Source organism: Streptomyces sp. NPDC046759 (assembly GCF_040645475.1).
Classification (GTDB): Bacteria; Actinomycetota; Actinomycetes; order Streptomycetales; family Streptomycetaceae; genus Streptomyces.
Window position 1 is genome coordinate 93,618 of the sequence record NZ_JBEYYJ010000030.1, and the last position, 25,570, is coordinate 119,187.

Consider the following 25,570-nt stretch of genomic DNA (forward strand, 5'->3'; position numbering starts at 1 on the left):
AACGACCGGCGGCCCTGGGCGTCAAACCGGCGGAGCCGGTCGTTTGGGTCGATGTCAGACCGAGGACCTAGTCTGTGCACCGTGACTTCGCCTGCATCGACGGACAGCGTTCCGCCCCAGCTCAGCGCGGGGCCGCGCCCGGCTACGGGCCCGGCCGCCGACGAGGGGCTGGCGCGTCGGCTGCGTGCGCTCGCTTGCACCGCGCCGCTGCACGACCTCGACGCACGCAAGGCCAACCTGGCCGGTGAGTACTCGGTGTACGGCATGGCCGAGGTGGCCCTCGCCGCCATCGACCTGGTCACGCTCAACATGGACTTCGACACCGGCGCCGACCACGAGCAGATCGTGGCCCGGCTCGTCCCGCGCATCGCCGCGCAGGCCCCGCACCGGCCCACCGCCGAGCACGAGCGCGTGGCCCGCTGGGTCCTGGAGAACCTGATCAACGTCGGCAGCGTCGACCGAGGCTTCCGCGCCGTGTACGGCACCTTCGCGCCGGACGGCACGTACGTACGCCGGGACTACGACTTCAAGCTGATCGAGGAGGTCCCCGGCCCCGGCGGCACGGTCTATCTGCGCACCACGGACGAGGCGGTCAACGTCCTGGTCGGTGCCCTCGACACCGACGTCACCAGCGCCCAGATCGCCGCCGAGGTCAAGCTGGAGGTGCTGATCAGCCGCGGCCGGCTCGCCGACGCCCAGCTCGCCGCGGAGCAGGCCCGCTACCGCACGGTGCAGTACTCGGAGACCCTGCGCCGCGCCCTGGAGGCCACCCGGCGCAACGTCCGCGCGGTCGACTGGCTCAACACCGTGCCCGACATGATCGCCGAGGCCCTGGACCACGTCGCCGACCGCTACCGCCACGAGAACGCGATCCTCACCAACATCCGCAAGGCCCGCGACGAGACCGAGGAGCCCGAGCACAAGCGCCGCGCCGCCGAGCTGGTCGACATCGTCAAGGACTGCATCCGGCGGCACACCCAGCTCCAGTCGCGCCTGCTCGAGGCGGGCCCGCTGTTCCGCGCCGAGCAGGACCGGCAGGCCTTCGCCACGCCGGCGAGCACGTCGGGGATAGACCTCTACGGCCATCTCGTCGCTCCCGTCCTGCCGTTGCCCCTGGAGCAGGCGATCCGGGTCACGGACGCGTTCTTCGCGCACGGCACGGGGTTGCGCACACCGGTGTCCGTGCGGGTGGCGGACCTCGTCGACATACTGCTGACGCCGCCCGTCGAGCGGGAACACCTGGGCGCCGAGATGCCCGAACCCGATCTGATCGCCACACCGGACGACAGCCGGTTCAGCGAGGAGCAGTTGGCCGCCGCCACGGAGCTGCTGGATCTGCCGGCCGACGCGCCGAGGAGGCTGTCCGGGCTGCTGGCCGAGGCCCGGCGCACCGGTGACCCCGATCTGTCCTATCTGGTGGCCCTGCTGGCGATCCACGCGGCCAGCCCCGCCGTCGGCACCGCATACCGGCAGGGCGAGGAGAAGCTGCTGTTCGCCGTGGACGACGGGACCGAGCTGGACGATCCCGAGTTCGGCGGTGCGGACCTGATCGTGGGGACCGCCCTGCTGGACGCGGCGGGGATGGCAGCCGACAGGACCGAAGCAGCATGAGTGAGCGACGACGCGACAAGGAGCCCAAGCCGTGACCGAGCACGTCGACTGGAGTGAGCCGGAGCCCGCCGCCGCGCCGGCCGGTACCGCCGTCACCCCCGCCGACGCAGCCGACGCGGCGCGGCTCGTCGCCTTCGGACTGCAGCCCAAGCTCCAGCCCGCACGGGACCAGGAGTACACCGAGCTGCTGCGCCGGTACCGCGAGGACTCGGCCTTCGCCCGGCTCGCCGACGCCGTCGCCGCCGGTCTCGGACTCGTGGTGCTGGAGGTGTCCCCACGCGCGGGGATGGCCGTGACGGCCGCCGAGGACTCGGTGTTCGCCGTCCGCATGGGCGACTACGCGCGTCGCACCGCCGCCGACTCCGGTGACCGCTTCCTGCACGGGCTCGCCCATCTCGCCGCCGCCGCCCTGGCGTTCCCGCGCCCCGAGGACCTGGCCGACGACTCCTACATCGGCCGCGTCACCGTCAACGGCGTCGACGCCTTCGTACGGCAGGCCTGCCGGCGTCTGGAGGAGCGCGCCGAGGAACTGGGCGAGAACACCGACCCGGCGACCGACGCGCCCGGCCTGGAGGCCGCCTGGCGGATCTGGGCCAGACGCAGCGCCACCGGTGCCACCAAGGACGCCCGCCGCCCCGCCGCCTCCACCACCGGAATCGTGGCCAAGGCCCTGGCCTTCCTCACCGACTCGGGCTTCCTCCAGCGCACCGGCGACGACAGCGGCGGCACCTACCGCACCACGGCCCGCTACCAGCTCCAGGTCCGTGACATGGCCGGCAGCGCCGCCATGGCCGAACTGCTGGAGCTGGGAGTCGTACCGGTGACCGACGGCACCGCAAGCCTGCTGCCGGCCGAGGACACCGAGGACCTGGAGCTGGTGGCCGACGCCGGGCTGCCGTTCCACTCCTGAAAGCCGACCGGCTCCCGAAGATCCAGAACCACCGCACCTTTCACCAGACTTACGAGAGTCCGCCATGTACGAGCTGTCCCGGGTCCGCCTCTACTCCATCGGTCCCGCCGGTGCGCGCTACGCCGACACCGTGCTTGACCTGCGGGGTGTCGGCGAGCCCGTGCCCGACCCGGCGCCCACGCAGGCGGAGTTCTTCGAGGAGGAGCCGGCCGGCCCGCCGCGCCGGCCCGCCCCCGCCGGCGTGCTCTTCCTGGAGAACGGCGGCGGCAAGTCCGTCCTGCTCAAACTGATCTTCTCGGTGATGCTGCCGGGCCACCGCAACACCCTCGGCGGCGCCAGCTCCGGCGTGCTGCGCAAGTTCCTGCTCGCCGACGACTGCGGGCACGTGGCGCTGGAGTGGCAGCATGTGCAGACCGGCGAGTGCGTCGTCGTCGGCAAGGTCAGCGAGTGGCGCGGACGGCAGGTCTCCAGCGACCCGCGCAAGTTCGCCGAGGCCTGGTACTCGTTCCGGCCCGGTCCGGGGCTCAGCCTGGACAACCTGCCGGTCGCCGAGTCCACCGCCGTACGACCGCCCGTCGAGGGCACCTCGGGCGCCCAGGGCCGGCGCCGCACCATGAAGGGCTTCCGTGACGCCCTGACGGAGGCGGGCAAGACCTACCCGCATCTGGAGGTGCACTGGGAGGAGATCCACGACCGCTGGATCGAACACCTCGGCGACCTCGGCCTGGACCCCGAACTCTTCCGCTACCAGCGGGAGATGAACGCCGACGAGGGCGAGGCGGCCGGTCTCTTCGCGGTCAAGAAGGACTCCGACTTCACCGACCTGCTGCTGCGCGCCGTCACCGACACCCGCGACACCGACGGCCTCGCCGATCTCGTCGGCGGTTTCGGCAACAAGCTCGGCCGGCGCGCCGAACTCATCGCCGAACGGGACTTCACCGCCGGGTCGGTCGATCTGCTCGGGCGGATCGTGGAGGCCGCCGAAACACGCGCACGCGCGCGTGACATCCACACCGGCGCCGAGCGCCGTACCCGCGCCCTCGCCCGGCGGCTGTCGGCGCGGGCGGTGCAGGAGCGGGTGCGGGCCGCCGACCTCGCCCAGCGGGTCACGGCCGCCGCGTACGCCGTCACGCACTCCGAGGGCGCTCGGGAGCGCAGCGCCCTGATCGCGGCCGAACTCGCCTACCGGCACGCCTCCCTGGCGCTCGCCGCCGCGGAGAAGTCCGCCGCCGCGCAGAAGCGCGAACTGGCCGACGCCCGCACCCTGCACTCCGCCTGGCAGGCCGCCGAGGCGGTGCTGCGGCACCGCGCCGCCTCCGACCGCGTGGCCCGTGTGTCCGCCGCCATCCAGGAGGCCGAGCGGGACGCCGCGCCCGCGCTCGCCGCCCGTGCCAAGGCCGCCGTGGACCTCGTACGGGCCCTGCACGCGGCCGCCGACAGCGCCGAGACCCTCGCCAACGAGGAGGAGGAGCGCTCCGCCGCCCTCCAGGAGGTGGGCGACTCCGCTTACCGGGACTCCACCACCGCCGCGACCGAGGCACAGCGCGCCCGCAGCGAGGCCGGGCACCTGCGCCAGCGGCTCGCCGAGGTCGAGCAGGAGACCGCCGAGGCGGTCCGGGCGGGCTGGCTCGACGACAGCGCCTCGGACGCCGACCCGGCACGTGCAGCGCTCACCGCCAGCGACGCCGAGAAGACCGCCGTCGCCGCCTGGGACGCGGCTCGAGAGGCCGCCCGCAAGGTCACCGAGCACGCACGCGAGGCGGCCGGCGCCGAGTCCCGTGCGGAACTGACCGCCGCCCGCGCCGCCGATGCCGCGACGGCGGCCGAGCGGGCCTACGAGGCCGAGCGGCGCCTCGCCGAGTCCCTGGCCGCCGAGGAACGGCTCGCGGAACTGCTCAGCCTGCCCGGCGCCCCGAACAGGGCGCGGGTGCCCGCCCCGAGGACGGAACCGGACGACGACACGCGCGCGGGATCGGCCCCGGACTCCGCTGACTCCGCCGAGGGGCAGCAGCTCGGCCCCGAGGAACTCGACCGCTTCGCCGACGAATTGCGCGAACTCCTCGACGACGCCGTCTCGACCGCCGAACGGCACCTCTTCGAGCTGCGCACCGCCGCCGCCGACGACTCCCGGATCCTGGGCGCGCTCGGTGACGGGGGACTGCTGCCGCCGGGCCCGGACGTGCTGGCCACGGTGGAGTTCCTCGGCGAGCACGGCATCCCGGCGCTGCCCGGCTGGCGCTATCTCGCCCAGGCCGTCGACCCCGCCGACCACGCGCGCGTCCTCGCGGCCCGCCCGGAACTGGTCGACGGCGTGATCATCACCGACCCGGACACCCACGCGCGTGCCCGCGAGGCGCTCGGCGACGCCGCCCTGCTCCCCCGCTCAGCCGTCGCCGTCGGCACCGCCGCCGCCCTGCTCGCACCGCCCCCCGCCGACAGCGCCGCCTCTGCGGACGTCTTCCTCGTGCCGCCGAACCCCGCCATGCACGACGAGCACGCCGCCGACGAGGAACGGCAGGCGCTGCGCGCCCGGACCACCGAGCGCGACGAGGAGATCCGCACCCTCGCCGCCCGGCTCGGCAAGGACCGGGAACTGGCCGCCCGGCTCGCCTCCTGGCGCACCGGCTGCCCCGCCGGCCGCCTCACCGAACTGGCCGCGGCCGCCCAGGAGGCCCGCGCCTTCGCCGAGGAGACGGAAGCCGAGCTGGCCGAGGCGCGCACCGTGCGCGCGGAGGCCGACCAGGCCGCGGCGGAGGCCGTCCAGGTCCGCGACGAACGGCAGGAGAGCGCACAGAAGGCCCGCCGCGCCGCCGACGCCCTCGCGGGACTCGCCCACCGGCTCCGCGAGCGCGCCGGCTGGCAGGCCCGCCTGCGCGAACTCGCCGATGAGGCCGCCGAGTCCGAGGCCCGCGCCCAGACCTGCCTGGAGCGCGCCCGGGCCGCCGACGAGGACCGCCGCGCCGCCCAGCGCGCCGCCGACGACGCACGCCGTACCGCGCGCGCTCTGCGCGCCGAGCGCTCCGAGATCGCCGGCGCGCCCGACGACGAACCGGTCCAGGACGCGGACGCCCCCAAGGCGTCGCTGCCCGCCCTCCGCGAGGCCTACCGGGCCGCCTCCCAGGTGTACGAGAAGGTCGGCGTCGGCGCCGACCTGCGCGCCGAGCAGGCCCGCGCGGAGAGTGACGAGAGCGCCGCCCGCGCCGAACTCGACCGGCTCAGCAACAAGGTCCGCACCCGGGCCGAGCAGCTGCTGCAGTCACCCGACGGCTCCGACGGGCCCTCCCGGCAGGCCGCCGCCGCGCGCGCGGAGGAGCTGGTGCAGCTGCTGGAGACGCGCATGTCCAGCGCGAGCGAGCAGCTCGGCCGGCTGCGCGGCGAGGCCGAACGGCACGCCCCCGAGGACGGCGAGGCACACACCGGACTTCCCGGGGAACTCGTCCCGCGCGACGCCGAGCACGCCCAGGTGTTGCTGCGCACAGCGACGGGCGAACTCGCCACCCGTACCGAGGCGCTCGCCGGGGCCCGCGAGGCGCACGCCGAGCTGCTGGAGGCGCACCGGGCGGCCGAGGACGCCGCCGGCGGCTTCGACGAGATCGCCGCGATGCTCCGCGACCTGCTGCGCGAACACACCCCGGAGGAGGAGCAGGAGGAGCCGGAGCCCTACCCCGGCAGCCTGGAAGAGGCCCGGCACTCCGCGGCCGAGGCGCGCCGCTCGCTGCGCGGCTGCGCCGCAGACCTGTCCGCTGCCGAGGCGGCGGTGCGCGAGGCGAGCGACGTCCTCGTCCGGCACGCCAACTCCACGCGCTACGAACAGGTCCGCACCCCCGCCCGGCAGCAGATCCGGGAACTGCCCGCATCCGCGCTGCCGGAGCACGCACAGAAGTGGGCGGACGCCTTCGCGCCCCGACTGCGTGTCCTCACCGACGAGTTGGCGCAGCTCGAGCGCAACCGCGACTCCATCGTGGACCGTCTCCGCGGGCTCGTGGAGTCGGCACTTGCGACGCTGCGCTCCGCCCAGCGGCTCTCCCGCCTTCCGGAAGGGCTCGGCGAGTGGTCCGGGCAGGAGTTCCTGCGGATCCGCTTCGAGGAGCCGGACCAGGCCACCCTCACCGAACGGCTCGGGGAAGTGATCGACGACGCCACGCGCGCGGCCGTGAGGAAGAACTCCGACCTGCGCCGGGACGGCATGTCGCTGCTGCTGCGCGGAGTCGGGGCGGCGCTGCAGCCCAAGGGCGTGGCCGTCGAGATCCTCAAGCCCGATGCCGTCCTGCGCGCCGAGCGTGTCCCCGTCGGGCAGATGGGCGACGTCTTCTCCGGCGGCCAGCTGCTCACCGCCGCGATCGCGCTGTACTGCACGATGGCCGCCCTCCGCTCGAACGACCGGGGCCGGGACAAGCACCGGCACGCCGGCACGCTGTTCCTGGACAACCCGATCGGCCGCGCCAACGCCACCTATCTGCTGGAGCTGCAGCGGGCCGTGTCGGATGCGCTCGGCGTGCAGCTGCTGTACACCACCGGCCTGTTCGACACGACCGCGCTGGCCGAGTTCCCGCTGGTCATCCGTCTCCGCAATGACGCCGACCTCAGGGCGGGCCTGAAGTACATCAGCGTGGAGGAACATCTGAGGCCCGGACTGCCCGAGCAGCCTCAGACCGGTGAGGCCGTGCACAGCGAGATCACGGCGACACGGATGTTCAGGAAGCCGGTGCCGAACACGCCGTAGCGGCGAGGGCCCGGGCAGCTCAGGGGTGGGACAGCTGCCCGGCGCCGCCCCGGCGGCGTATCCGCTCCTCTTCGCGCAGGGCCGCGCGCTCCTCGCGCCGGCGGACACGCCGCTCGCGACGCAGTGCCCGTGCCGTGCTGCTCGGCTCGGAGACGACGCCGTACCGCTGGTTCCAGACCTGGCGGGTCACCCACACGTCGACCACGGCCCAGGTGGCCACCACCGTGCTCACCACGCTGCTGATCACCATGGGGAACGCCAGCCAGGACCCGGCCATCGTGCACAGGAACGCCACCATCGCCTGTATCAGCGTCACCGCGATGACCAGGAGCGCCCGAACCGCCGCCGTACGCACCGGATCCGGCAGCGGGTGCCGGCGGGCGGGCTCCTCCACCCACAACGGCCGGAAGTCCTGCCTCCGTTCGCCGGCGGACTCCCCGGCACGCCCACGCGCCGGAATGTCGCGATCCGATGCTTTCTGGCTCCGCCGCGCCGCCGAACGCCCCGCCACGCTCTCCTCGGGCGCTTCGCGCCGCTCCACCGTGCCCATCACCGTGTCACTCCCCACCGCCAGCAGACCGCTCGCCCTGGTCTCACGAGACTCCGACTCCCCAGTGGCTGCCCGGCTTGCGCTGTTTTACGCCGCCGGGGTGCGGGATGCGGCTCCTGTGGCCCATTCCGCCCCCATTTCCCGTAGAGAAGGACGAAGAACATCCCCCGAAGATTCCCAACCGGCGAAAAAATCCGGCCAACCGCCCGGCCGCGGCCCCGCAGTCCCACCGGGCGCGGGTGCCGGATCGCGGTGGCAATCTCCCGCAATGGCCGGACAACTCGCCATGTCTCGCCGCCGGAGCGGAAGTTCACCCTCCGGACATGTCTTCGAGTTATCTGTGGGGCGGTAGTAGGCTCGCGCCGTTTGTTGACCGACATGTGCACCCCCGGCCTGTGGGGGTCGAGCTGGGGGAGGCCATGCGCTTTCGCGGGAAGTCGATCCGCCGGAAGATCGTGGCGCTGCTTCTCGTGCCGCTGGTGTCCCTGACCGCCGTCTGGGGCTTCGCGACGGTACTCACAGGGCGCGAAGTCGCCCGGCTGTTCCACGTGTCGGACCTCAAGAAGGACATCGGCTACCCCGCCGAGGACACGGTGCGCGTGCTGCAGCAGGAGCGCCGCCAGACCCTCGTCTACCTCGCCGACCCGCGAACCGCCGACGCCCTCTCCGCACTGCAGCGCACCCGCACCGCCACCGACCGTGCGATCGCCAGGATCCGGAAGAACGCCGACGACCACGACGTCCTCGACAGCATGGACGCGGACGACGACGAACGCCTCACCGCCGTCCTGAACGCCTTCGACGGCCTCGACGCCCTGCGCCGCAGCGTCGAGCAGGGCACGGTCACCCGCACCCAGGCCTTCGGTCTCTACAACCGCCTCGTCGACCCCTGCTTCACCCTGCTCGCCTCCCTCGAGGGCATCGACGACGTCGAACTGGACGCCCAGGCCCGCGCGATGGTCAACGTCGGCCGCGCCCGCGAACTGCTCTCCCGCGAGGACGCCCTGCTCGGCTCCTCCCTCGTCGTCGGCCGGCTGACCCCCGCCGAGACCCGCGCCATCTCCGACCTCGCCGCCCAGCGCACCGTTCTGTACGACGTCAGCCTGCCGCTGCTGCCCGCCGCCGAGCGCGAACGCTACGAACGCTTCTGGAAGAACCCCACCGGCGCCCAGCTGCGCACGGCGGAGGAATCCGTCATCAACACGGATTCCGGCACCCCGCGCGATGTCACCGCACAGAGCTGGGACGCCTCGGCCGCGAGCGTCCTGAACGGACTCGGCACACTCGACGACCAGGTGGGCGACCGCTTCCAGAGCCGTACCCGCCCCGTCGCCGTCGGCGTCATCCTGCAGGCGGCCGTCGCGGGCCTGCTCGGCCTGGTCGCGCTCGTGCTCTCCGTCGTCCTCTCCGTCCGGATCGGCCGCCGGCTCATCCGCGACCTGCGCCAGCTGCGCCTGGAGGCGCACGAGGCCTCCGGTGTCCGGCTGCCCGGCGTGATGCGCCGCCTGTCCGCCGGCGAACACGTCGACGTCGAGACCGAGGTGCCGCGACTGGAGTTCGACAAGAACGAGATCGGCGAGGTCGGCCAGGCCCTCAACACCCTCCAGCGCGCCGCCGTGGAGGCCGCCGTCAAACAGGCCGAACTGCGGTCCGGCGTCTCCGAGGTCTTCGTCAACCTCGCCCGCCGCAGCCAGGTGCTGCTGCACAAGCAGCTCACCCTCCTCGACACCATGGAACGCCGCACCGAGGACACCGACGAACTCGCCGACCTCTTTCGCCTGGACCACCTCACCACCCGCATGCGACGGCACGCCGAGGGCCTGGTGATCCTCTCCGGAGCCGCACCCTCCCGGCAGTGGCGCCGTCCGGTGCAGCTGATGGACGTCGTACGTGCCGCCGTCGCCGAGGTCGAGGACTACGAACGCGTCGAGGTACGGCGCCTGCCCCGGGTCGCCGTCACCGGGCCCGCCGTCGCCGACCTCACTCATCTCGTGGCAGAACTCCTGGAGAACGCCACGGTCTTCTCGCCCCCGCACACCGCCGTACAGGTCCTCGGAGAGCGGGTCGCCAACGGCTTCACGCTGGAGATCCACGACCGGGGTCTCGGCATGACGGCCGAGGCCCTCCTGGACGCCAACCTGCGCCTCGCCGAGACCCCCGAGTTCGAGCTGTCCGACACCGACCGGCTGGGTCTGTTCGTGGTCAGCCGCCTCGCCCAGCGTCAGAACGTGCGGGTCTCCCTCCAGCCGTCGCCCTACGGCGGCACCACCGCCGTCGTCTTCATCCCCGACGCGCTGCTGAGCGACGACGTGCCGGACACCAACGGCCTCGGCTTCCGCCTCGACCGGGACCGCCCGGCGCGGGGGAGCGGGCAGGCGGGCCGTGCCGTGGGACCTTCCGTGGCGCCGGTGCAGCTGCCCGGCCTGCCGACCTCCCTGCTGGACGGCCCGGTCGAGCTGGAGTCGCCGGTGGACCTCGATGCCGTCGACGAATTCCCCGGCGTCCTGCGGGACGAGGAGAGCGAGCGTGGCGGACTGTTCCGGCCCCGCCGCCCCCGTTCCCGCGCCGACGACCAGGCGCCCTCCCCGTCTGCCGAGCACGGGTCACGCGAAGAGGCCGGCGACCGCGGGCCCGTACCACTGCCGCGCCGTCAGACCCCCAAACTCGTCAGCTCGCACGGCAAGCCGGTCATCGACCAGCGCTCCCGCCACGACGAGCCGGACCAGCAGCCCTCCGACGCTTCCCGCCGCCCCGACGGGGATGCACTGGCCCCGCTGCCCTCCCGCCGGCGCACCTCGGCCTCCCGCCGTCCCGCGGACCTCACCGACCGGCCCGAGGAACCCGGCGTGGGTCCCGCCGACGGTCCCGCCGCGACGTCCGGCATCCCGGCCCTGCCCCGGCGCACCCGCCCCGAGTTGCCCGCGGACGACCGCGCCCGGGGCGCCGGCCGGACCGGTGGCACCGAGCACGATTTCACCGCCGGCGAGGTCCACCCGAGTCGCGGCCCGTCCGGGTCCACGGGCGGGGAGTTCCCTGCTGGTGGGAGTGCGGGCGCGGCGCCCGGTGGGGAGCTCCGTGCCGGTGGCGGTGCGGGTGAGGTGACCGGTGGGGAATTCCGCTCCGGTGCGGCCGAGTTCATGGGCGGGCGGGCCGGTTCAGGTGGTGGCGTTTCCGAGCCTGCGGGCGGCGCGTTCACTGCGGGTGGCGGTGCGGGTGAGGTGCCCGGCGAGTGGGCCGGCTCTGGCGCTGACCTGTCGGAGTCGGCAGGCGAGGAATTCCCCGCGGGCGGCGCTATGGCCCAGCCCTCCGGTGAGGTCGCCCGGTTCGCCGAGTCCGCCCCCGCTCGCGGCGACGTGGACCGGCCCGCAGACGCGACCCCGGCCACCCGGGGCACGGTCCCGCCGACCGGCGTCAGTGACACCGGCGGCCGCCCGGCCACGGGATCGGCGGGCGACGAGCCGGTCACCGGGGCCCTGCCCCGGCGAATACGGCAGGCCAGTCTGGCCCCCCAGCTCAAGCAGGACACCGCCCGGCGCGCCGACCGCGCGGCGCAGCCCGCCGACCGCGACGCCGATGAGGTCCGCAGCCGGATGGCCTCGCTGCAGCGCGGCTGGCAGCGCGGCCGGGAGGAGAATGCCGCGGGCGATGGCGCCCACAACGGCACAGCACAAGGAACGACTAAGGGGGACGGTCGATGACCGCACCGAAGGCGACCGGCCACACGGCGACCAGCAACGGGGAGCTGAACTGGCTCCTGGACGAACTGGTCGACCGGGTCGCCAGCATCCGCAAGGCCGTCGTCCTGTCCGGCGACGGACTGCCCACGGGGGTGTCCAAGGACCTGACCCGGGAGGACGGCGAGCACCTGGCCGCCGTCGCATCCGGCTTCCACAGCCTCGCCAAGGGCGTAGGCCGCCATTTCGACGCGGGCAGCGTCCGGCAGACCGTGGTCGAGCTGGACGACGCCTTCCTGTTCGTCACGGCCGCGGGGGACGGCAGCTGCCTCGCCGTCCTCTCCGACGCCGACTCCGATGTCGGACAGGTCGCCTACGAGATGACGCTCCTGGTCAAGCGGGTCGGCGTGCATCTGGGCACCGCCCCGCGCACCGATCTGTCCGCAGGTGGGTAGTGGGATGGCATGAGCGGAGAGGGTCAGGGAAGAAACCACTGGTTCGACGACGAGGCCGGACCGGTCGTCCGTCCGTACGCCATGACAGGAGGCCGTACCACCAGTCCGGCCCAGCACCGGCTCGACCTGATCGCGGTTGTCGTGACGGAACCGGACGCGGGTGACCCGGAGGCGGATCCGACCCTGTCACCGGAGCATGTGGAGATCGTCGGGCTCTGCCGCGCCGCACCCCAGTCGCTCGCCGAACTGGCCGCCGGGCTCGATCTGCCGATCGGCGTGGTCCGGGTCCTCATCGGCGACCTCGTGCACGCGGAACTCATCCATGTCACCCGTCCGGTGCCACCGGCCGAGCTGCCGGACGAGAGCATCCTGCGCGACGTGATCAACGGCCTGCGGGCGCTGTGACCGGAGAGAACAAAGCAGAACCGTCGAAGAGAACCGTCGACCAGAACCGCCACCAGAACCGTCGACCAGAACCGCCACCAGAACCGTCGACCAGAACTGTCGACCAGAACTGTCGGCCAGGACTATCGACCAGGACCGTCAAACAGGACCGTCAAGCAGGAGAAGAGACCGATGATCTTCGGGCTTTCTGAGCGCGGCAAGCCCCCGGTCGAGCCCGTCACGCTCAAGATCCTGGTGGCCGGCGGCTTCGGGGTGGGCAAGACGACCCTCGTCGGCGCGGTCAGCGAGATCAGGCCGCTGCGCACCGAGGAGCTGCTCACCGAGGTCGGCCGCCCGGTCGACGACACCAGCGGTGTGGAGGGCAAGCACACCACCACCGTGGCCATGGACTTCGGCCGCATCACCCTGCGCGAGGACCTGGTGCTGTACCTCTTCGGCACGCCCGGGCAGGAACGGTTCTGGTTCATGTGGGACGAGCTGTCCGAGGGCGCTCTCGGTGCCGTCGTCCTCGCCGACACCCGCCGGCTGGAGGACTGCTTCGCCGCCGTCGACTACTTCGAGCGGCGTGGCATCCCCTTCCTCGTCGGCGTCAACTGCTTCGAGGGATCCGCCCGTTATCCCGCCGAGGCCGTACGGCAGGCCCTCGACCTGGACGACGCCGTACCCGTCCTGCTGTGCGACGCGCGTGACCGGGAGTCGGCCAAGGACGTGCTCATCGGAGTCGTACGGCATGCGATGGAGTACGCGGCGGACCGGCGCGAGGCCGTCCCCGGCTGACCGGCGGGCACGGCCCGTACCCCCGCCGACCGGGGTACGGGCCGTGGTCCGGTGAGCACGCACGCACGCGCGCGTGCCGTGCAACCGTTATGCGCCGTCCTCTTCTTCCATCCATCCGAAGCTCTTCTCCACGGCCTTGCGCCAGTTGCGGTATTCGCGGTCGCGTACCGAAGGCTCCATGGCCGGTGTCCATTCCGCGTCCCGCTGCCAGTGCGACTTGAGCTCGTCGAGGTCGTTCCACACCCCTGTCGCCAGACCGGCCGCGTACGCGGCGCCCAGACAGGTCGTCTCCGACACCCGGGGCCGGATCACGGGCACGCCGAGGACGTCCGCCTGGTGCTGCATGAGCAGGTTGTTCCCGGTCATGCCGCCGTCGACCTTCAAGGTGGTGATCCGCACCCCGGAGTCCTGGTACATGGCGTCCACGACCTCCCGGGTCTGCCAGCTCGTCGCCTCCAGCACCGCGCGGGCGAGGTGGGCCTTGGTGACGTACCGGGTGAGGCCGGTGACGACACCGCGCGCGTCCGAGCGCCAGTACGGCGCGAACAGGCCCGAGAAGGCGGGCACGATGTAGGCACCGCCGTTGTCCTCGACGCTCGCCGCCAGCGTCTCGATCTCGTCGGCGCTGCGGATGATCCCGAGCTGGTCGCGGAACCACTGGACCAGTGCGCCCGTTATCGCTATGGACCCCTCCAGGCAGTACACCGGGGCCTCGCCGCCGATCTTGTACCCCATCGTCGTCAGCAGCCCGCTCTTGGAGGGCACCGGCCGGCTGCCCGTGTTCAGCAGCAGGAAGCTGCCGGTGCCGTACGTGTTCTTCGCTGTGCCCACGTCGTAGCAGGCCTGCCCGAAGACCGCGGCCTGCTGGTCGCCCAGCGCGGAAGCGACGGGCACCCCGGCGAGCTGCCCGACCGCCGTGCCGTACACCTCGGCGGAGGACCTGATCTCGGGCAGCATCGCCTCGGGCACGCGCATGGCGGACAGGATGGCCGGATCCCACTGGAGGGTCTCCAGGTTCATGAGCATGGTGCGGCCGGCGTTCGTGACGTCCGTGACGTGCCGCCCGCCTTCGGTGCCGCCGGTGAGGTTCCAGATCAGCCAGGAGTCGATGGTCCCGAAGGCGATCTCACCGCGTTCGGCCCGCTCCCTGAGACCGGGCACATGGTCCAGCAGCCAGGCCGCCTTGGGTCCGGAGAAGTAGCTGGCGAGCGGCAGCCCGGTCTGCTCGCGGAAGCGGTCCTGGCCGTCCGCACCGCCCAGTTCGTTGCACAGGGCCGCGGTGCGGGTGTCCTGCCAGACGATCGCGTTGTGCACGGGCTTGCCGGTGGCGCGGTCCCACAGGACCGTCGTCTCCCGCTGATTGGTGATGCCGAGCGCGCTCAGCTGGTCGGCGCGCAGCCCGGCCTTCGCGAGCGCTCCGGCCACCACGGCCTGCACCTTGGACCAGATCTCGGTCGCGTCGTGCTCCACCCACCCGGGCTTCGGGAAGATCTGGCGGTGTTCGCGCTGGTCGACGGCGACGATGGCGCCGCCGTGGTCGAAGACGATGCAGCGGCTGGACGTGGTGCCCTGGTCGATGGCGGCGACGTAGGTGTCCGTGGTGTCCGTCATGGCTGTCCCCTGGGTCGCTGGGTCGGGTCGCTGGTCGGAGGGGCGCGTGCGGGGCCGGTGGGGCGGCGCGTGGGGTCGGGCGGTCGCGCATGGGGTGGGGAGGCGGCGTACGGGGTCGGGGAGCGGCGCACTGTTCGTGGGAACCGGCGTACGCGGCCGGGGAGCGGCGCACTGTTCGTGGGAACCGGCGTACGCGGCCGGGGAGCGGCGTACGTGGCTGGGAGCGGCGTACGGGTGCGGGAGACGGCAGGTATCAGAAGGCCGCGTTGTAGATGACGCCGGCGAGCGCCCCGCCGATCAGGGGGCCGACGACCGGGATCCAGGCGTAGCCCCAGTCGGAAGTGCCCTTGTGCGGGATCGGCAGAAAGGTGTGCACGATGCGCGGGCCGAGGTCGCGGGCCGGGTTGATGGCGTAGCCCGTGGGGCCGCCGAGGGAGAGACCGATGCCGACGACGAGCAGGGAGACGATCAGCACGGTCGTGCCGGACTCGCCGAGCCCCTTCGTCAGCCCGAAGGCGAGAATCGGCAGCACGAGCGCGACGGTCGCGATGATCTCGGTGATGAGGTTGGCGAGCGGGTTCCTGATCTCGGGAATGGTCGAGAAGATGCCGAGCGTCGGCACCGGTTCGCCGGCCGTGCCCTCGGTGGTGCCCTGTGTGCGGACGTTGGCCTGGAACTGCGCGAGATACACCAGATAGGCCAGTACGGCCCCGAGCATCGCGCCGACGAGCTGGCCCAGCAGATACACCCAGACCTTGCCCCACTTGCCGGTGTCGATGGCGATGCCGATGGTGACCGCGGGGTTGAGCTGGCCGCCGGAGAGAGGAGCGGCGGTGTACGCGCCCGCGAGGACGCCCAAGCCCCAGCCGAACGCGATCACGACCCAGCCCGCGGCGCGCGCCTTGGAGTATCTGAGGGTGACGGCGGCGCAGACACCTGCACCGAAGAGGACGAGGATCGCGGTGCCGATGACCTCGCCGACGAAAATGTCTCCGTTGCTCATGGCGGCTCCCTTGGCGCCGGTCGGGGCGCTCGGCCCCGGCTCTCCGTGCAGGAAGGTTCCTTGGCGACGTCAGCCGAAGGCAGTGAGCCCGCGCCCCGCCCGGCGTCCGTGACGAGCGTGCCGTCGCAGCCGTATCGCCAGGGAGGGGAGGGCCGTGGAGCAGGACAGACCTGTGGCGCAGTGCCTGATAACGCCGAGAATGTACGGCGATGTCGGCTGACACCGGGAAGTGTTCACCGGCACCACGGGGGCGTCAAGGTTGCCGACGATGCCGATGACGGTGAGGTGTCGGGCTGCCGGGCTGCGGCCGGCCGGCCGCAACGGTCACAGGGGGCAAGCGCGTTCACCACCGTGGCTCGGCGGTCGCGTATCCGGCCTGCGCCCGTGTCGCCACCGAGCCACGCCGGACCTCGTGACCGGGCAGCCCGGCCCGCCCGAGCACCCAGCTGGCGCCGCGCAGCGCCTTGGCCGCCTGCTTCAGCGGAGCGAGCTGGGCGGCGGCCTGGCGGTGGTCGCCCACGCTTCCCGGCGCGCACACCACGGTCGCGAGGGACAGGGTGACCGGCCGGCCCCCCGCCGACCAGGGCGCGTCGAGGACGGCGGCCACCAGCGGATCGAGCGCCTCCTCCTCGGCCAGCACCAGGAAGTCGTCCCCGCCTATGTGCCCCACGCGCGCGTGCCCCGAGACCGCCTGCTGCAGCGCGCGTCCGACCGCACGGATCAGCTCGTCGCCGGTGGCGAACCCGGCCCCGTCGTTGACCTGCTTGAAGTGGTCGATGTCCAGCCAGCTGAGCGCGAACGTGCGACCGTCCGCGATCCACCGGTCCACCTCGCTCGTGATCGCGTCCGAACCGGGCAGCCTGGTCAGCGGATTGAGCCCGGCCGCCTCCTCGACCCGGCTCTCGGCCAGCGCCCGCACCAGGTCCGCGAGCCGTACGACACCGACGCACCGGGCGTGCCGGTCGACCACCGCGACGTCGTCGGAGGTCCGGTCCCGGCCGCCGACCGCGACGACGTCCAGCACCTCCCAGGCGGTGGCGTCGACGCCGACCGTGCGGGGCACGTCCCCGAGCTTGAAGGCCGGCCGGTCGGCATACAGGGCGTGCCCGTAGCGGCCGGACATCGACAGCAGGAAGCGTGAGCGGTGCACCGACCGCACGGGCCTGCCGGCCTGGTCCACCAGCAGCACACCGGAGACGTCCGGCGATCCGGTCAGCAGCGCCCGCACCTGCCCGGCCGAGGCGGTCACGGGGAGCACGGCGGCCGGGCGGACGAACTCCCGCACCGACGGCCCGGACCTGGGCATCCCGACGACGCCGGGGGAGCGGGGCGGAACGTATACGTCCGCGACGGGGATCCGGGCCGGTGGGGCGAACAGCTCGCCCTGGGCCAGCTGGGCCCCGGCCGACAGCGCTGCCGCGCACTGCAGTTCCGTCTCGACCCCCTCGACCGCGACCAGGGCGCCCAGCTCCTCGCAGAGCGTCCGCATGGCCCGTACCGCGGCGGGCCGCGACAGCAGTGAGGCGTCGAGCTTGACCAGGTCCGGGGAGAGATCGGTGAGCAGCCGCAGCGGTACGTCGCCGTCCCCGATGCCGTCCGCGCTGATCCGGAAGCCCTGCTCGCGCAGCGCGCTCACGGCCTCCAGCAGGGCACGCTGCGGGACGTGCGTGTAGGGCGGGACCACGTCCAGGGTCACCTCCCAGGGCAGGCGCCCGGCCCCGCGCACGGCGTCGTGCAGCGGGGTGAGGCCGCCGAGGTCGGCGAGGGTGGCCGCGAACACGTTGAGGTGCAGCGGCAGCAGGGTCTCCTTGTGCGTCGCGGCGCGGAGCGCCAACACGGTCAGTTTTCCGTCCAGTTCGGGATCCCGGCGGGCCTCGGCCAGAATGTCACCGGTCTCCGGGCGGGCGAGCGTCTCCAGTGCGGTGACCGCGCCCGTCCTCAGGTTGACCACCGGCTGGAAGGCGAAGCGGAGAGTGTCCGTCCAGGAGTGCACGGGAGAATATTGGCGCTGCCCGCAGGCGCCCAGGGGCAGTTCATGAGACGTTCACGCAGGATTCCGGGGTGGTCACACAGCGTGGCCAGTCCCTGTGGTCCCAGCTGTCACACGAGCCCCCGGCTCCGTCATCTCACCGCCACCACCGACGACCCGTGCCCGAACAGCCCCTGGTTGGCGGTGATCCCCACCCGCGCCCCGGTGACCTGCCGGTCGCCCGCCGTGCCTCGCAGCTGCCAGGTCAGCTCGCAGACCTGGGCGATGGCCTGGGCCGGCACCGCCTCCCCGAACGAGGCCAGCCCGCCACTGGTGTTGACGGGTGTGCGGCCGCCCGGGGCCGTCGCGCCCTCCCGCAGGAGTTTCGCGCCCTCGCCTTCGCCGCACAGCGCCAGGTCTTCGTACCACTGCAGCTCCAGCGCGGTGGACAGGTCGTAGACCTCGGCCAGGGAAAGGTCCTCGGGGCCGATGCCGGCCTCCTCGTACGCCGCCCGGGCTATGGAGGCGCGGAAGGTCCCACCCGCGGCCTGCACCGCGACCGCCGAGTCCGTGGCGATGTCCGGCAGGTCCAGCACCGTGTTCGGGAAGCTCGGGGCCACCGTCGACACCGCCCGGATCCGGACCGGCCGGGGCACCCCGTGCCGACGCGCGAAGTCCATGCTGGAGAGCACGAGGGCCGCCCCGCCGTCGGAGGTGGCGCAGATGTCGAGCAGCCGCAGGGGATCGGCGACCACCGCGGACGCGGCCACCTCGTCGGCGCTGACCCGCTTGCGGTAGCGGGCGTACGGGTTGAGCGCGCCCATGGCCGCGTTCTTCACCTTGACCAGGGCGAAGTCCTCCGGCGTGTCTCCGTGCACCGCCATCCGGCGGCGCGCGTACAGCCCGAAGTACGTCGGGTTGGTCGCGCCCAGCAGACGGAAGCGCAGCCAGTCCGGATCGTCCGGGCGCTCCCCGCCCGCGGGCCGGAAGAATCCCTTGGGTGCGGCGTCCGCACCGACGACGAGGACGACCTCGGCGAGCCCGGCGAGGATCTGCGCCCGCGCCGTGGCGATCGCCTGTGCCCCGGAGGCGCACGCCGCGTACACACTCGCGACCCTGGCTCCCTGCCAGCCCAGGGCCTTGGCGAACGTCGCGCCCGCCACATACCCGGGATACCCGCCGCGCACCGTGTCCGCGCCCACGACCGAGCCGATGTCCCGCCACTTGATGCCGGCGTCCGTGAGCGCCGCGCGGGCCGCGGCCGTCCCGTACTCCACGAAGGGGCGTCCCCACTTGCCCCAGGGGTGCATGCCCGCGCCGAGCACCGCCACGTCCATCGTCATGCCCTCACCCCCGTCGGCCGCCAGTGCCAGGTGGTCCAGGTCGTCTCCGTGTCCTCGTCCTCGTGGAGCACGCCGGGGACGACCTCGACCTCCATGCCCACCGTCAGATCGGCGACGGTGATCCCGGGAGCCGCCTGTCCCAGCACCACCATCCGCTCGGCCTCCAGCTCCACCGCGATCAACGCGTACGGATCCCACGGAAGTTCCGCATTGCTCACATAGGGTGACGGAGGGCGGTATCGACTGTCCGTGTACGACCAGATTCGCCCCTTACGCGACAACGGCACCTCTTCCATCGTGTCGCCGTCGCAGTACGGATTGCGGCAGTGGGCGTCCTCGCGCGGGAAGAACACCGATGCGCAGGACGGGCAGCGGGTGCCCAGGAGCCGGAAGTCGTCCCCCTCGCCGGTGAACCAGCCGGTGACCGCGGGTGTGCGTGTGTGCTGCAAGATCCCTCCCCGCTCGGTTGCTGACGGAGCGTCAGGAGTTTCGCACGGGCGCCCGGAAAAGGGCAGGGCACCGCAGGAACCGCCGGGCGGAACGCCGCCGGTCGCTTCCCGGCCCTCCCCCCGGCTGATAGACGCAGGGGGCATGACACGCCTCACCCGTGCAGTCCGAGGGCTGGTCACCGCCCTCGCCGCCCTGCTGGCCCCGACCGTCACCCCCGCCCCCGCCCAGGCGCGGACGGAGCCCCGGGCACCGAAGGACTTCGTGGCCCTGTCCACCGTGGACCCGGCGATCATCCAGGAGATCCGCTACTTCACCGCGCACAACTTCGTCGGCCGGCGCATCGACGGCTACGAGCAGCCGATCTGCATCCTCACCCGCCCCGCCGCAGAAGCGCTCCACAGGGCCCGGCTGAGCCTGCTGCGCAAGGGCTACACCCTCAAGGTGTACGACTGCTACCGGCCGCAGCGCGCCGTGGACCACTTCGTCCGCTGGGCCGAGGACCTCGACGACCAGGCGATGGAGGGCGAGTTCTACCCCCACGTCGACAAGACCAGCCTGTTCGCGGACGGCTACATCGCCGAGAGGTCCGGCCACAGCCGCGGCTCCACCATGGACCTCACGATCGTGAAGCTCCCCGCGAGGCCGACCCCGGCGTACCACCCCGGACATCCGCTCGTGCCCTGCTACGCGCCCAAAGGTGAACGCTTCCCCGACGACTCCGTCGACATGGGCGCACCGGATTCGACTGCTTCGACACCCTCGCGCATACGCTGGACCCCCGGATCCAAGGCGAACAGCGCGCCAACCGCCTGTTGCTCAAGAGCACCATGGAGCGCCTCGGATTCGTGAACCTCGCCGAGGAATGGTGGCACTACACGTACAAGTCCGAGCCCTACCCGGACACCTACTTCGACTTCCCCGTGTCCCGCAAGTCGCTCATCAGCGGCAACTGAGATACGGACGGAACACGCCCTCCATCTGATCGGATACAGTCCGCGCGTGTCCGAAACTCAGCACCCAACTGCCAACTCCGCACCGGGCTCGTACTGTTCGAGTTGCGGAGCGCCCTATGGAGAGGGCGTTTCCGGCTGGCCGCGCACCTGCCCGACCTGCGGGACCGTCACCTACCGCAACCCGCTGCCGGTCGCGATCGCGCTCCAGCCCGTGTACGACACCAAGGGCACGGCCCTGGTCGTCATCACCCGGACCGTGGCCCCCGCGCGCGGCGGCACGGCACTGCCCGGCGGCTACATCGACGACCGGGAGGACTGGAGGCAGGCCGTCGTACGCGAACTGAAGGAGGAGACCGGCATCGACGCGGTGGCGCGCGAGGTGCGGCTCGTGGACGCCATGAGCTCGCCCGACGGGCACCTGCTGCTGTTCGGCCTCCTCCCGGAGCGTCCGGCGGAAGGACTCCCGCCGTCCGACCCCACGGACGAGACCGAGGGCTGGCAGCTGCTGCGCCGGCCCGAGGAACTCGCCTTCCCGCTGCACACCGTCGCCGTACGGGCCTGGTTCGAGGGCCGTTACGTCTGAGCGGCGGAACAGCCGAGTCCCCGCACCCGCACCGGGCGGGGCGGCTCGGCGCAACCGTGCTCCCGCTCCCGGGTGACCACCACCCGGGGGCCCTGACGGCGGGCGACGTAGCGTTCGATCTCCGGTTCGTCCCACGCGTCGCCGGCGTCCGGCACGACCAGACCGCCTCCCGTACGGCCACGCGCGGGTGCCCACACTTCCAGTTCCAGGCCACCGTCGGCGGCGCGCACGGGGATGACCGCACCCGCACGCGCGAACACCGGTATCCGTGACAGCGGCGCGTCGACGAGCACCTGCGCCGGTCCCTCGTACGCCTTCTCCGTGGCCGTGTCGTACCAGAGGCCACGCGGCAGCTGCACCGCACGCCGCTCGGCACCCGGTTCCAGGACCGGAGCCACCAGCAGACCGTCACCGAGCAGGAACGTGTCCTCGCAGTCGCGCAGAGCCCGGTTCTCCGGCGCCCCCCACCACAGCGGCCGCACGTAGGGCGCGCCGGTGCGCCGGGCCAGATGTGCCAGTGTCATGAAGTACGGCAGCAGGCGCCGCCGTTCGTGCAGCGCCACGCGCGCGTGCCGCAGCACCTCGTCACCGAACTCCCAGGGCTCCCGGCGGCCGGCGCGCCAACTCGCGTGGGTGCGGAACAGCGGCAGATACGCAGCCAGCTGGAACCACCTCAGATACAGCTCCGGCGAGGGACGGCCGTCGTAACCGCCCACGTCCGGGCCGGAGTACGGCACCCCGCACAGCCCGAGCCCCAGCACCATCGACAGCGACGCCCGCAGCCCCGGCCAGCCCGTCGCCACGTCCCCGGACCAGGTGCCGCCGTACCGCTGCATCCCCGCCCACCCGGATCGCGAGAACAGAAAGGGCCGCTCCCGGGGCGACAGCTCACGAAGCCCCTCGTAGCCCGCACGGGCCATGCACAGCGCGTACACGTTGTGCGCCTCCCGGTGGTCGCCCCCGCGCCCCTCCAGGGCGTGCCGGGCCGAACGCGGCAGGGTCGGCTCCCCGAAGGCGTTGAACGACGTCGGCTCGTCCATGTCGTGCCAGAAGCCCGCGAAGCCCTGCCCCAGCCGCTCCTCGTAGAGCCCGCCCCACCACTTCCGCACGCGCGCGTGCGTGAAGTCCGGGAACACCGACTCCCCGGCCCAGACCACACCGTGCACCGTGCGTCCGGTGGCGTCCCGCACGAACGCGTCCAGTGCCGTACCGCTGTCGTACACGGCGTTGCCCCGCGCCGCCCTCACGGCCGGGTCGACGATCGACACCAGCCGGACGCCTTCCCGGCGCAGGTCCTCGGCGAGCTGCGGCAGTTTCGGGAAGCGGTCCTGGTCGACGGTGAACACCTGGTGGTCGTCGTAGTGGTCGATGTCCAGGTGTACGGCGTCCAGCGGCAGTCCACGCTCCTGGTAGCCCGCGACGATCCGGCGGACCTCCTGCTCGCTGCCGAAGCCCCACCGCGCGTGATGGTGGCCCAGCGCCCATGCGGGCGGCAGCGCGGGCGCCCCGGTCAGTGACGCCCAGGTGCGCAGCACGCGCGCGGGGGTGCCCACCATGACCCAGCAGCGCAGCGGACCGCCGTCCATCCGCAGCTCACAGCGTCCCGCCCGGTCGTGCCCGGACCCGGCGCCCTCCTCGCCCTCGCGCAGGACCACGGTGCCGTCCCACGTGCTGTCGTGGAAGACCAGATGCGTGCCGGCGTCGGCCACCACGAGCTGCACCGGCATGGTCAGGTACAGTGGATCGTCGCCGGGGCCGAACGCCCGGCCGGGATCTGTGTTCCACAACCGGTACGTGCCGTCCCGCAGCCGCGGGCCGCCGGCCCGGCCGCCCAGACCGAAGAAGCGCGCGTCCGCCGCCACCTCCGACCGCTGCATCCACCGCGCCGGGCCCCCGCCCACCGGCTCCCACCAGCGCGGCGGCAGATCCCGCCGCAGGGTCACACCGCCGGGCGTACGGACCTCCACCGCACCGTGCCGGGACACGACGACCGTCACCCGCTCCGCGACCACCCGCCAGCCACCGTCCTTGTCCGGCTCGAGCACGGCCCGCGGATCCGGATCCGGGCTGTTGCCGGCGAGCGCGTACGAGGGCTGCGGGCCGGCCCCGTCCCACCCCCAGAACACCGCCCCGTTCACCGCGACGGTGACCCTCAGCTCGGACCGCCCGAACCGGATCAGCCCGCCCCCCGGCCCCGGCTCCACGTCTCGCACCTGCCCCGGGACCCGCGCCCGCTCGGCCCCCCGCCGCGGCAGCCCCGCGGCGTCGATCCGCCGCCGACGCCACGCAGCCAGGACGGTACGCACACCCCGAGCCGCCCTCCCCGAACCGACCACACTCACCGAACGCACCAGGTCACGACCGTCCATGCTGCTCACCCTGCCACTGCGCACCCCACGCGCGCGTGTCGTTCAACTGCCGTTCACCCGTGCCGGGACCACATCTTCACGACAACGACTATGTGGGGCGCACCCTGGTGTAGAAGTCGATCACATGGCATCGTCCCTGTCAGCCGCGTCACGCGCACACCCCAGCCGTGCGCGGAACGACGCCCACGACGCGCACAGCCCGGGAGCCGCCCCCATGTCGACAGCGAACCCCCAGCCGCTCTGGCAGCCCGATCCCGAGCGGATCGCCCAGGCACGCATCACCCAGTTCCAGGCATGGGCCGCCGAACACCACGGCGCCCCGGCCTCAGGCGGCTACCCCGCCCTGCACCAGTGGTCCGTCGATCAGCTGGACACCTTCTGGAAAGCCGTCACGGAGTGGTTCGACGTACGCTTCTCGACGCCCTACGCGCGCGTACTCGGTGACCGCGCCATGCCGGGCGCCCAGTGGTTCCCCGGGGCCACCCTCAACTACGCCGAGCACGCCCTGCGCGCCGCGGCCGACCGCGCGGACCGGCCCGCCCTCCTGTACGTGGACGAGACCCATGAACCACAGCCGGTGACCTGGTCCGAACTGCGCCGCCAGGTCGGCTCACTCGCCGCCGAACTGCGCGACCTGGGCGTTCGCCCCGGCGACCGCGTCAGCGGCTACCTGCCCAACATCCCGCAGGCCGTCGTCGCCCTCCTCGCCACCGCGGCCGTCGGCGCCGTCTGGACCTCCTGCGCCCCCGACTTCGGTGCCCGCAGCGTCCTCGACCGCTTCCAGCAGGTCGAACCCGTCGTGCTGTTCACCGTCGACGGCTACCGCTACGGCGGCAAGGAGCACGACCGCCGCGACATCGTCGCCGAACTGCGCCGGGAACTGCCCACGCTGCGGGCCGTCGTCCACATCCCGCTGCTCGGTACGCAGGCGCCCGAGGGCGGCCTGGAGTGGTCGGCGCTGACGGCGGGGAACACCGAGCCCGTCTTCGAGCAGGTCCCGTTCGACCACCCGCTGTGGGTGCTGTACTCCTCCGGTACCACCGGCCTGCCCAAGGCCATCGTGCAGTCCCAGGGCGGCATCCTGGTCGAACACCTCAAGCAACTCGGCCTGCACTGCGACCTCGGGCCCGAGGACCGTTTCTTCTGGTACACCTCGACCGGCTGGATGATGTGGAACTTCCTCGTCTCCGGCCTGCTCACCGGCACGACGATCGTCCTGTACGACGGCAGCCCCGGCTACCCGGACACCGGCGCCCAGTGGCGGATCGCGGAACGCACCGGGGCGACCCTCTACGGCACCTCCGCCGCCTACGTCATGGCCTGCCGCAAGGCCGGCGTCCACCCGGCACGCGACCACGACCTGTCCACGGTGAAGTGCGTCGCCACCACCGGCTCGCCGCTGCCGCCCGACGGCTTCCGCTGGCTGCACGACGAGGTCCGCGACGACCTGTGGATCGCCTCCGTCAGCGGCGGCACCGATGTCTGCTCCTGCTTCGCCGGCGGCGTACCGACGCTCCCGGTGTACACGGGCGAGCTCCAGGCGCCCGGTCTCGGCACCGACCTGCAGGCCTGGGACGCCGGGGGCAAGCCCGTCGTCGACGAGGTCGGCGAGCTGGTCGTCACCAACCCCATGCCCTCCATGCCGGTCCACTTCTGGAACGACCCCGACGGCAGCCGCTACCACGACAGCTACTTCGACACCTACCCCGGCGTCTGGCGGCACGGCGACTGGATCACGGTCACCTCGCGCGGCACCGTGATCATCCACGGCCGCTCCGACTCCACCCTCAACCGGCAGGGCGTGCGCATGGGCTCGGCCGACATCTACGAGGTGGTCGAGCGCCTGCCCGAGATCAAGGAATCCCTGGTCATCGGCATCGAGCAGCCCGACGGCGGGTACTGGATGCCGCTGTTCGTGCACCTGGCCCCCGGCGCTGTCCTCGACGAGGCACTCCTCAGCCGCGTCAAGGAGGCCATCCGGGAGCAGCTCTCGCCGCGGCACGTGCCCGACGAGATCATCGAGGTGCCCGGCGTCCCGCACACCCTGACCGGAAAGCGCATCGAGGTCCCCGTCAAGCGCCTCCTGCAGGGCACACCGATGGAGAAGGCCGTCAACCCAGGCTCCATCGACAACCTCGCCCTGCTCGGCTTCTACGAGGAGCTCGCCCGCAAGCGCGGCTGAAC

The 25,570-nt window shown here is 72.7% G+C and carries 16 protein-coding genes and 1 pseudogene; 10 read left to right on the forward strand and 7 right to left on the reverse strand.

From position 1 onward, the window contains the following. Positions 1-81: 81 nt before the first annotated feature. From ABZ919_RS32760 to ABZ919_RS32770, 3 genes are all read left to right on the forward strand, one after another. Positions 82-1,611: a hypothetical protein gene (locus ABZ919_RS32760; RefSeq protein ID WP_361254926.1), complete on the forward strand. Its 1,530-nt coding sequence runs from the start codon at positions 82-84 to the stop codon at positions 1,609-1,611. Positions 1,612-1,642: 31 nt separating this feature from the next. Then, positions 1,643-2,521, forward strand: coding sequence for a hypothetical protein (locus tag ABZ919_RS32765; protein WP_361254929.1), 879 nt, complete (start codon positions 1,643-1,645; stop codon positions 2,519-2,521). 64 nt (positions 2,522-2,585) lie between these two features. Beyond that, positions 2,586-7,244 carry a hypothetical protein gene (locus ABZ919_RS32770; protein ID WP_361254932.1) on the forward strand — a complete coding sequence of 1,553 codons (4,659 nt, stop codon included), beginning with the start codon at positions 2,586-2,588 and terminating at the stop codon, positions 7,242-7,244. Between the two features lie 19 nt (positions 7,245-7,263). Here ABZ919_RS32770 and ABZ919_RS32775 read toward each other — a convergent pair whose 3' ends face one another. Then, complete coding sequence (locus ABZ919_RS32775) at positions 7,264-7,794, reverse strand: hypothetical protein (RefSeq protein ID WP_361254991.1); 531 nt, start codon at positions 7,792-7,794, stop codon at positions 7,264-7,266. Positions 7,795-8,213: 419 nt separating this feature from the next. Between ABZ919_RS32775 and ABZ919_RS32780 the strand changes: the two genes are divergently transcribed. From ABZ919_RS32780 to ABZ919_RS32795, 4 genes are all read left to right on the forward strand, one after another. Beyond that, positions 8,214-11,492: a nitrate- and nitrite sensing domain-containing protein gene (locus ABZ919_RS32780; protein ID WP_361254934.1), complete on the forward strand. Its 3,279-nt coding sequence runs from the start codon at positions 8,214-8,216 to the stop codon at positions 11,490-11,492. After that, on the forward strand, positions 11,489-11,923 hold the full coding sequence (locus ABZ919_RS32785) for a roadblock/LC7 domain-containing protein (protein ID WP_361254937.1): 435 nt from the start codon (positions 11,489-11,491) through the stop codon (positions 11,921-11,923). Before ABZ919_RS32780 ends, ABZ919_RS32785 begins: the two co-directional genes overlap by 4 nt. A gap of 9 nt (positions 11,924-11,932) precedes the next feature. Further along, the gene (locus ABZ919_RS32790; protein ID WP_361254940.1) at positions 11,933-12,328 is read left to right on the forward strand and encodes a DUF742 domain-containing protein; all 396 of its coding nucleotides are present in this window, start codon (positions 11,933-11,935) and stop codon (positions 12,326-12,328) included. A gap of 171 nt (positions 12,329-12,499) precedes the next feature. After that, positions 12,500-13,105, forward strand: coding sequence for an ATP/GTP-binding protein (locus tag ABZ919_RS32795; RefSeq protein WP_361254943.1), 606 nt, complete (start codon positions 12,500-12,502; stop codon positions 13,103-13,105). Positions 13,106-13,192: 87 nt separating this feature from the next. Here the strand turns inward: ABZ919_RS32795 and glpK are convergent, their stop codons facing one another. The 5 genes from glpK to ABZ919_RS32820 all read right to left on the reverse strand — a co-directional run bounded on the left by glpK (position 13,193) and on the right by ABZ919_RS32820 (position 19,480). Next, positions 13,193-14,716, reverse strand: a complete 1,524-nt coding sequence (gene glpK, locus ABZ919_RS32800; RefSeq protein WP_361254945.1) for a glycerol kinase GlpK — start codon at positions 14,714-14,716, stop codon at positions 13,193-13,195. Positions 14,717-14,969: 253 nt separating this feature from the next. Continuing rightward, positions 14,970-15,719: an MIP/aquaporin family protein gene (locus ABZ919_RS32805; RefSeq protein WP_361254948.1), complete on the reverse strand. Its 750-nt coding sequence runs from the start codon at positions 15,717-15,719 to the stop codon at positions 14,970-14,972. Positions 15,720-16,062: 343 nt separating this feature from the next. Continuing rightward, positions 16,063-17,712 carry a GGDEF domain-containing protein gene (locus tag ABZ919_RS32810; protein ID WP_361254951.1) on the reverse strand — a complete coding sequence of 550 codons (1,650 nt, stop codon included), beginning with the start codon at positions 17,710-17,712 and terminating at the stop codon, positions 16,063-16,065. Between the two features lie 128 nt (positions 17,713-17,840). Continuing rightward, positions 17,841-19,031, reverse strand: a complete 1,191-nt coding sequence (locus ABZ919_RS32815) for a lipid-transfer protein (protein ID WP_361254954.1) — start codon at positions 19,029-19,031, stop codon at positions 17,841-17,843. Continuing rightward, entirely contained in the window at positions 19,028-19,480 is a 453-nt protein-coding gene (locus tag ABZ919_RS32820) for a zinc ribbon domain-containing protein (protein ID WP_361254957.1), read from the reverse strand. Before ABZ919_RS32820 ends, ABZ919_RS32815 begins: the two co-directional genes overlap by 4 nt. A 142-nt stretch (positions 19,481-19,622) precedes the next feature. Here ABZ919_RS32820 and ABZ919_RS32825 point away from each other — a divergent pair. Further along, positions 19,623-20,434 (forward strand): annotated as a pseudogene (locus ABZ919_RS32825) (M15 family metallopeptidase). A 46-nt stretch (positions 20,435-20,480) separates the two neighbouring features. Then, positions 20,481-21,017 (forward strand): NUDIX domain-containing protein, encoded by a 537-nt coding sequence (locus ABZ919_RS32830; protein WP_361254960.1) that lies wholly within the window; start codon positions 20,481-20,483, stop codon positions 21,015-21,017. Here the strand turns inward: ABZ919_RS32830 and ABZ919_RS32835 are convergent. Beyond that, entirely contained in the window at positions 21,008-23,386 is a 2,379-nt protein-coding gene (locus ABZ919_RS32835) for a glycoside hydrolase family 31 protein (protein WP_361254963.1), read from the reverse strand. The genes ABZ919_RS32830 and ABZ919_RS32835 overlap by 10 nt on opposite strands. 214 nt (positions 23,387-23,600) lie before the next feature. Between ABZ919_RS32835 and ABZ919_RS32840 the strand changes: the two genes are divergently transcribed. Next, complete coding sequence (locus ABZ919_RS32840; protein ID WP_361254966.1) at positions 23,601-25,568, forward strand: acetoacetate--CoA ligase; 1,968 nt, start codon at positions 23,601-23,603, stop codon at positions 25,566-25,568. Positions 25,569-25,570: the final 2 nt, after the last annotated feature.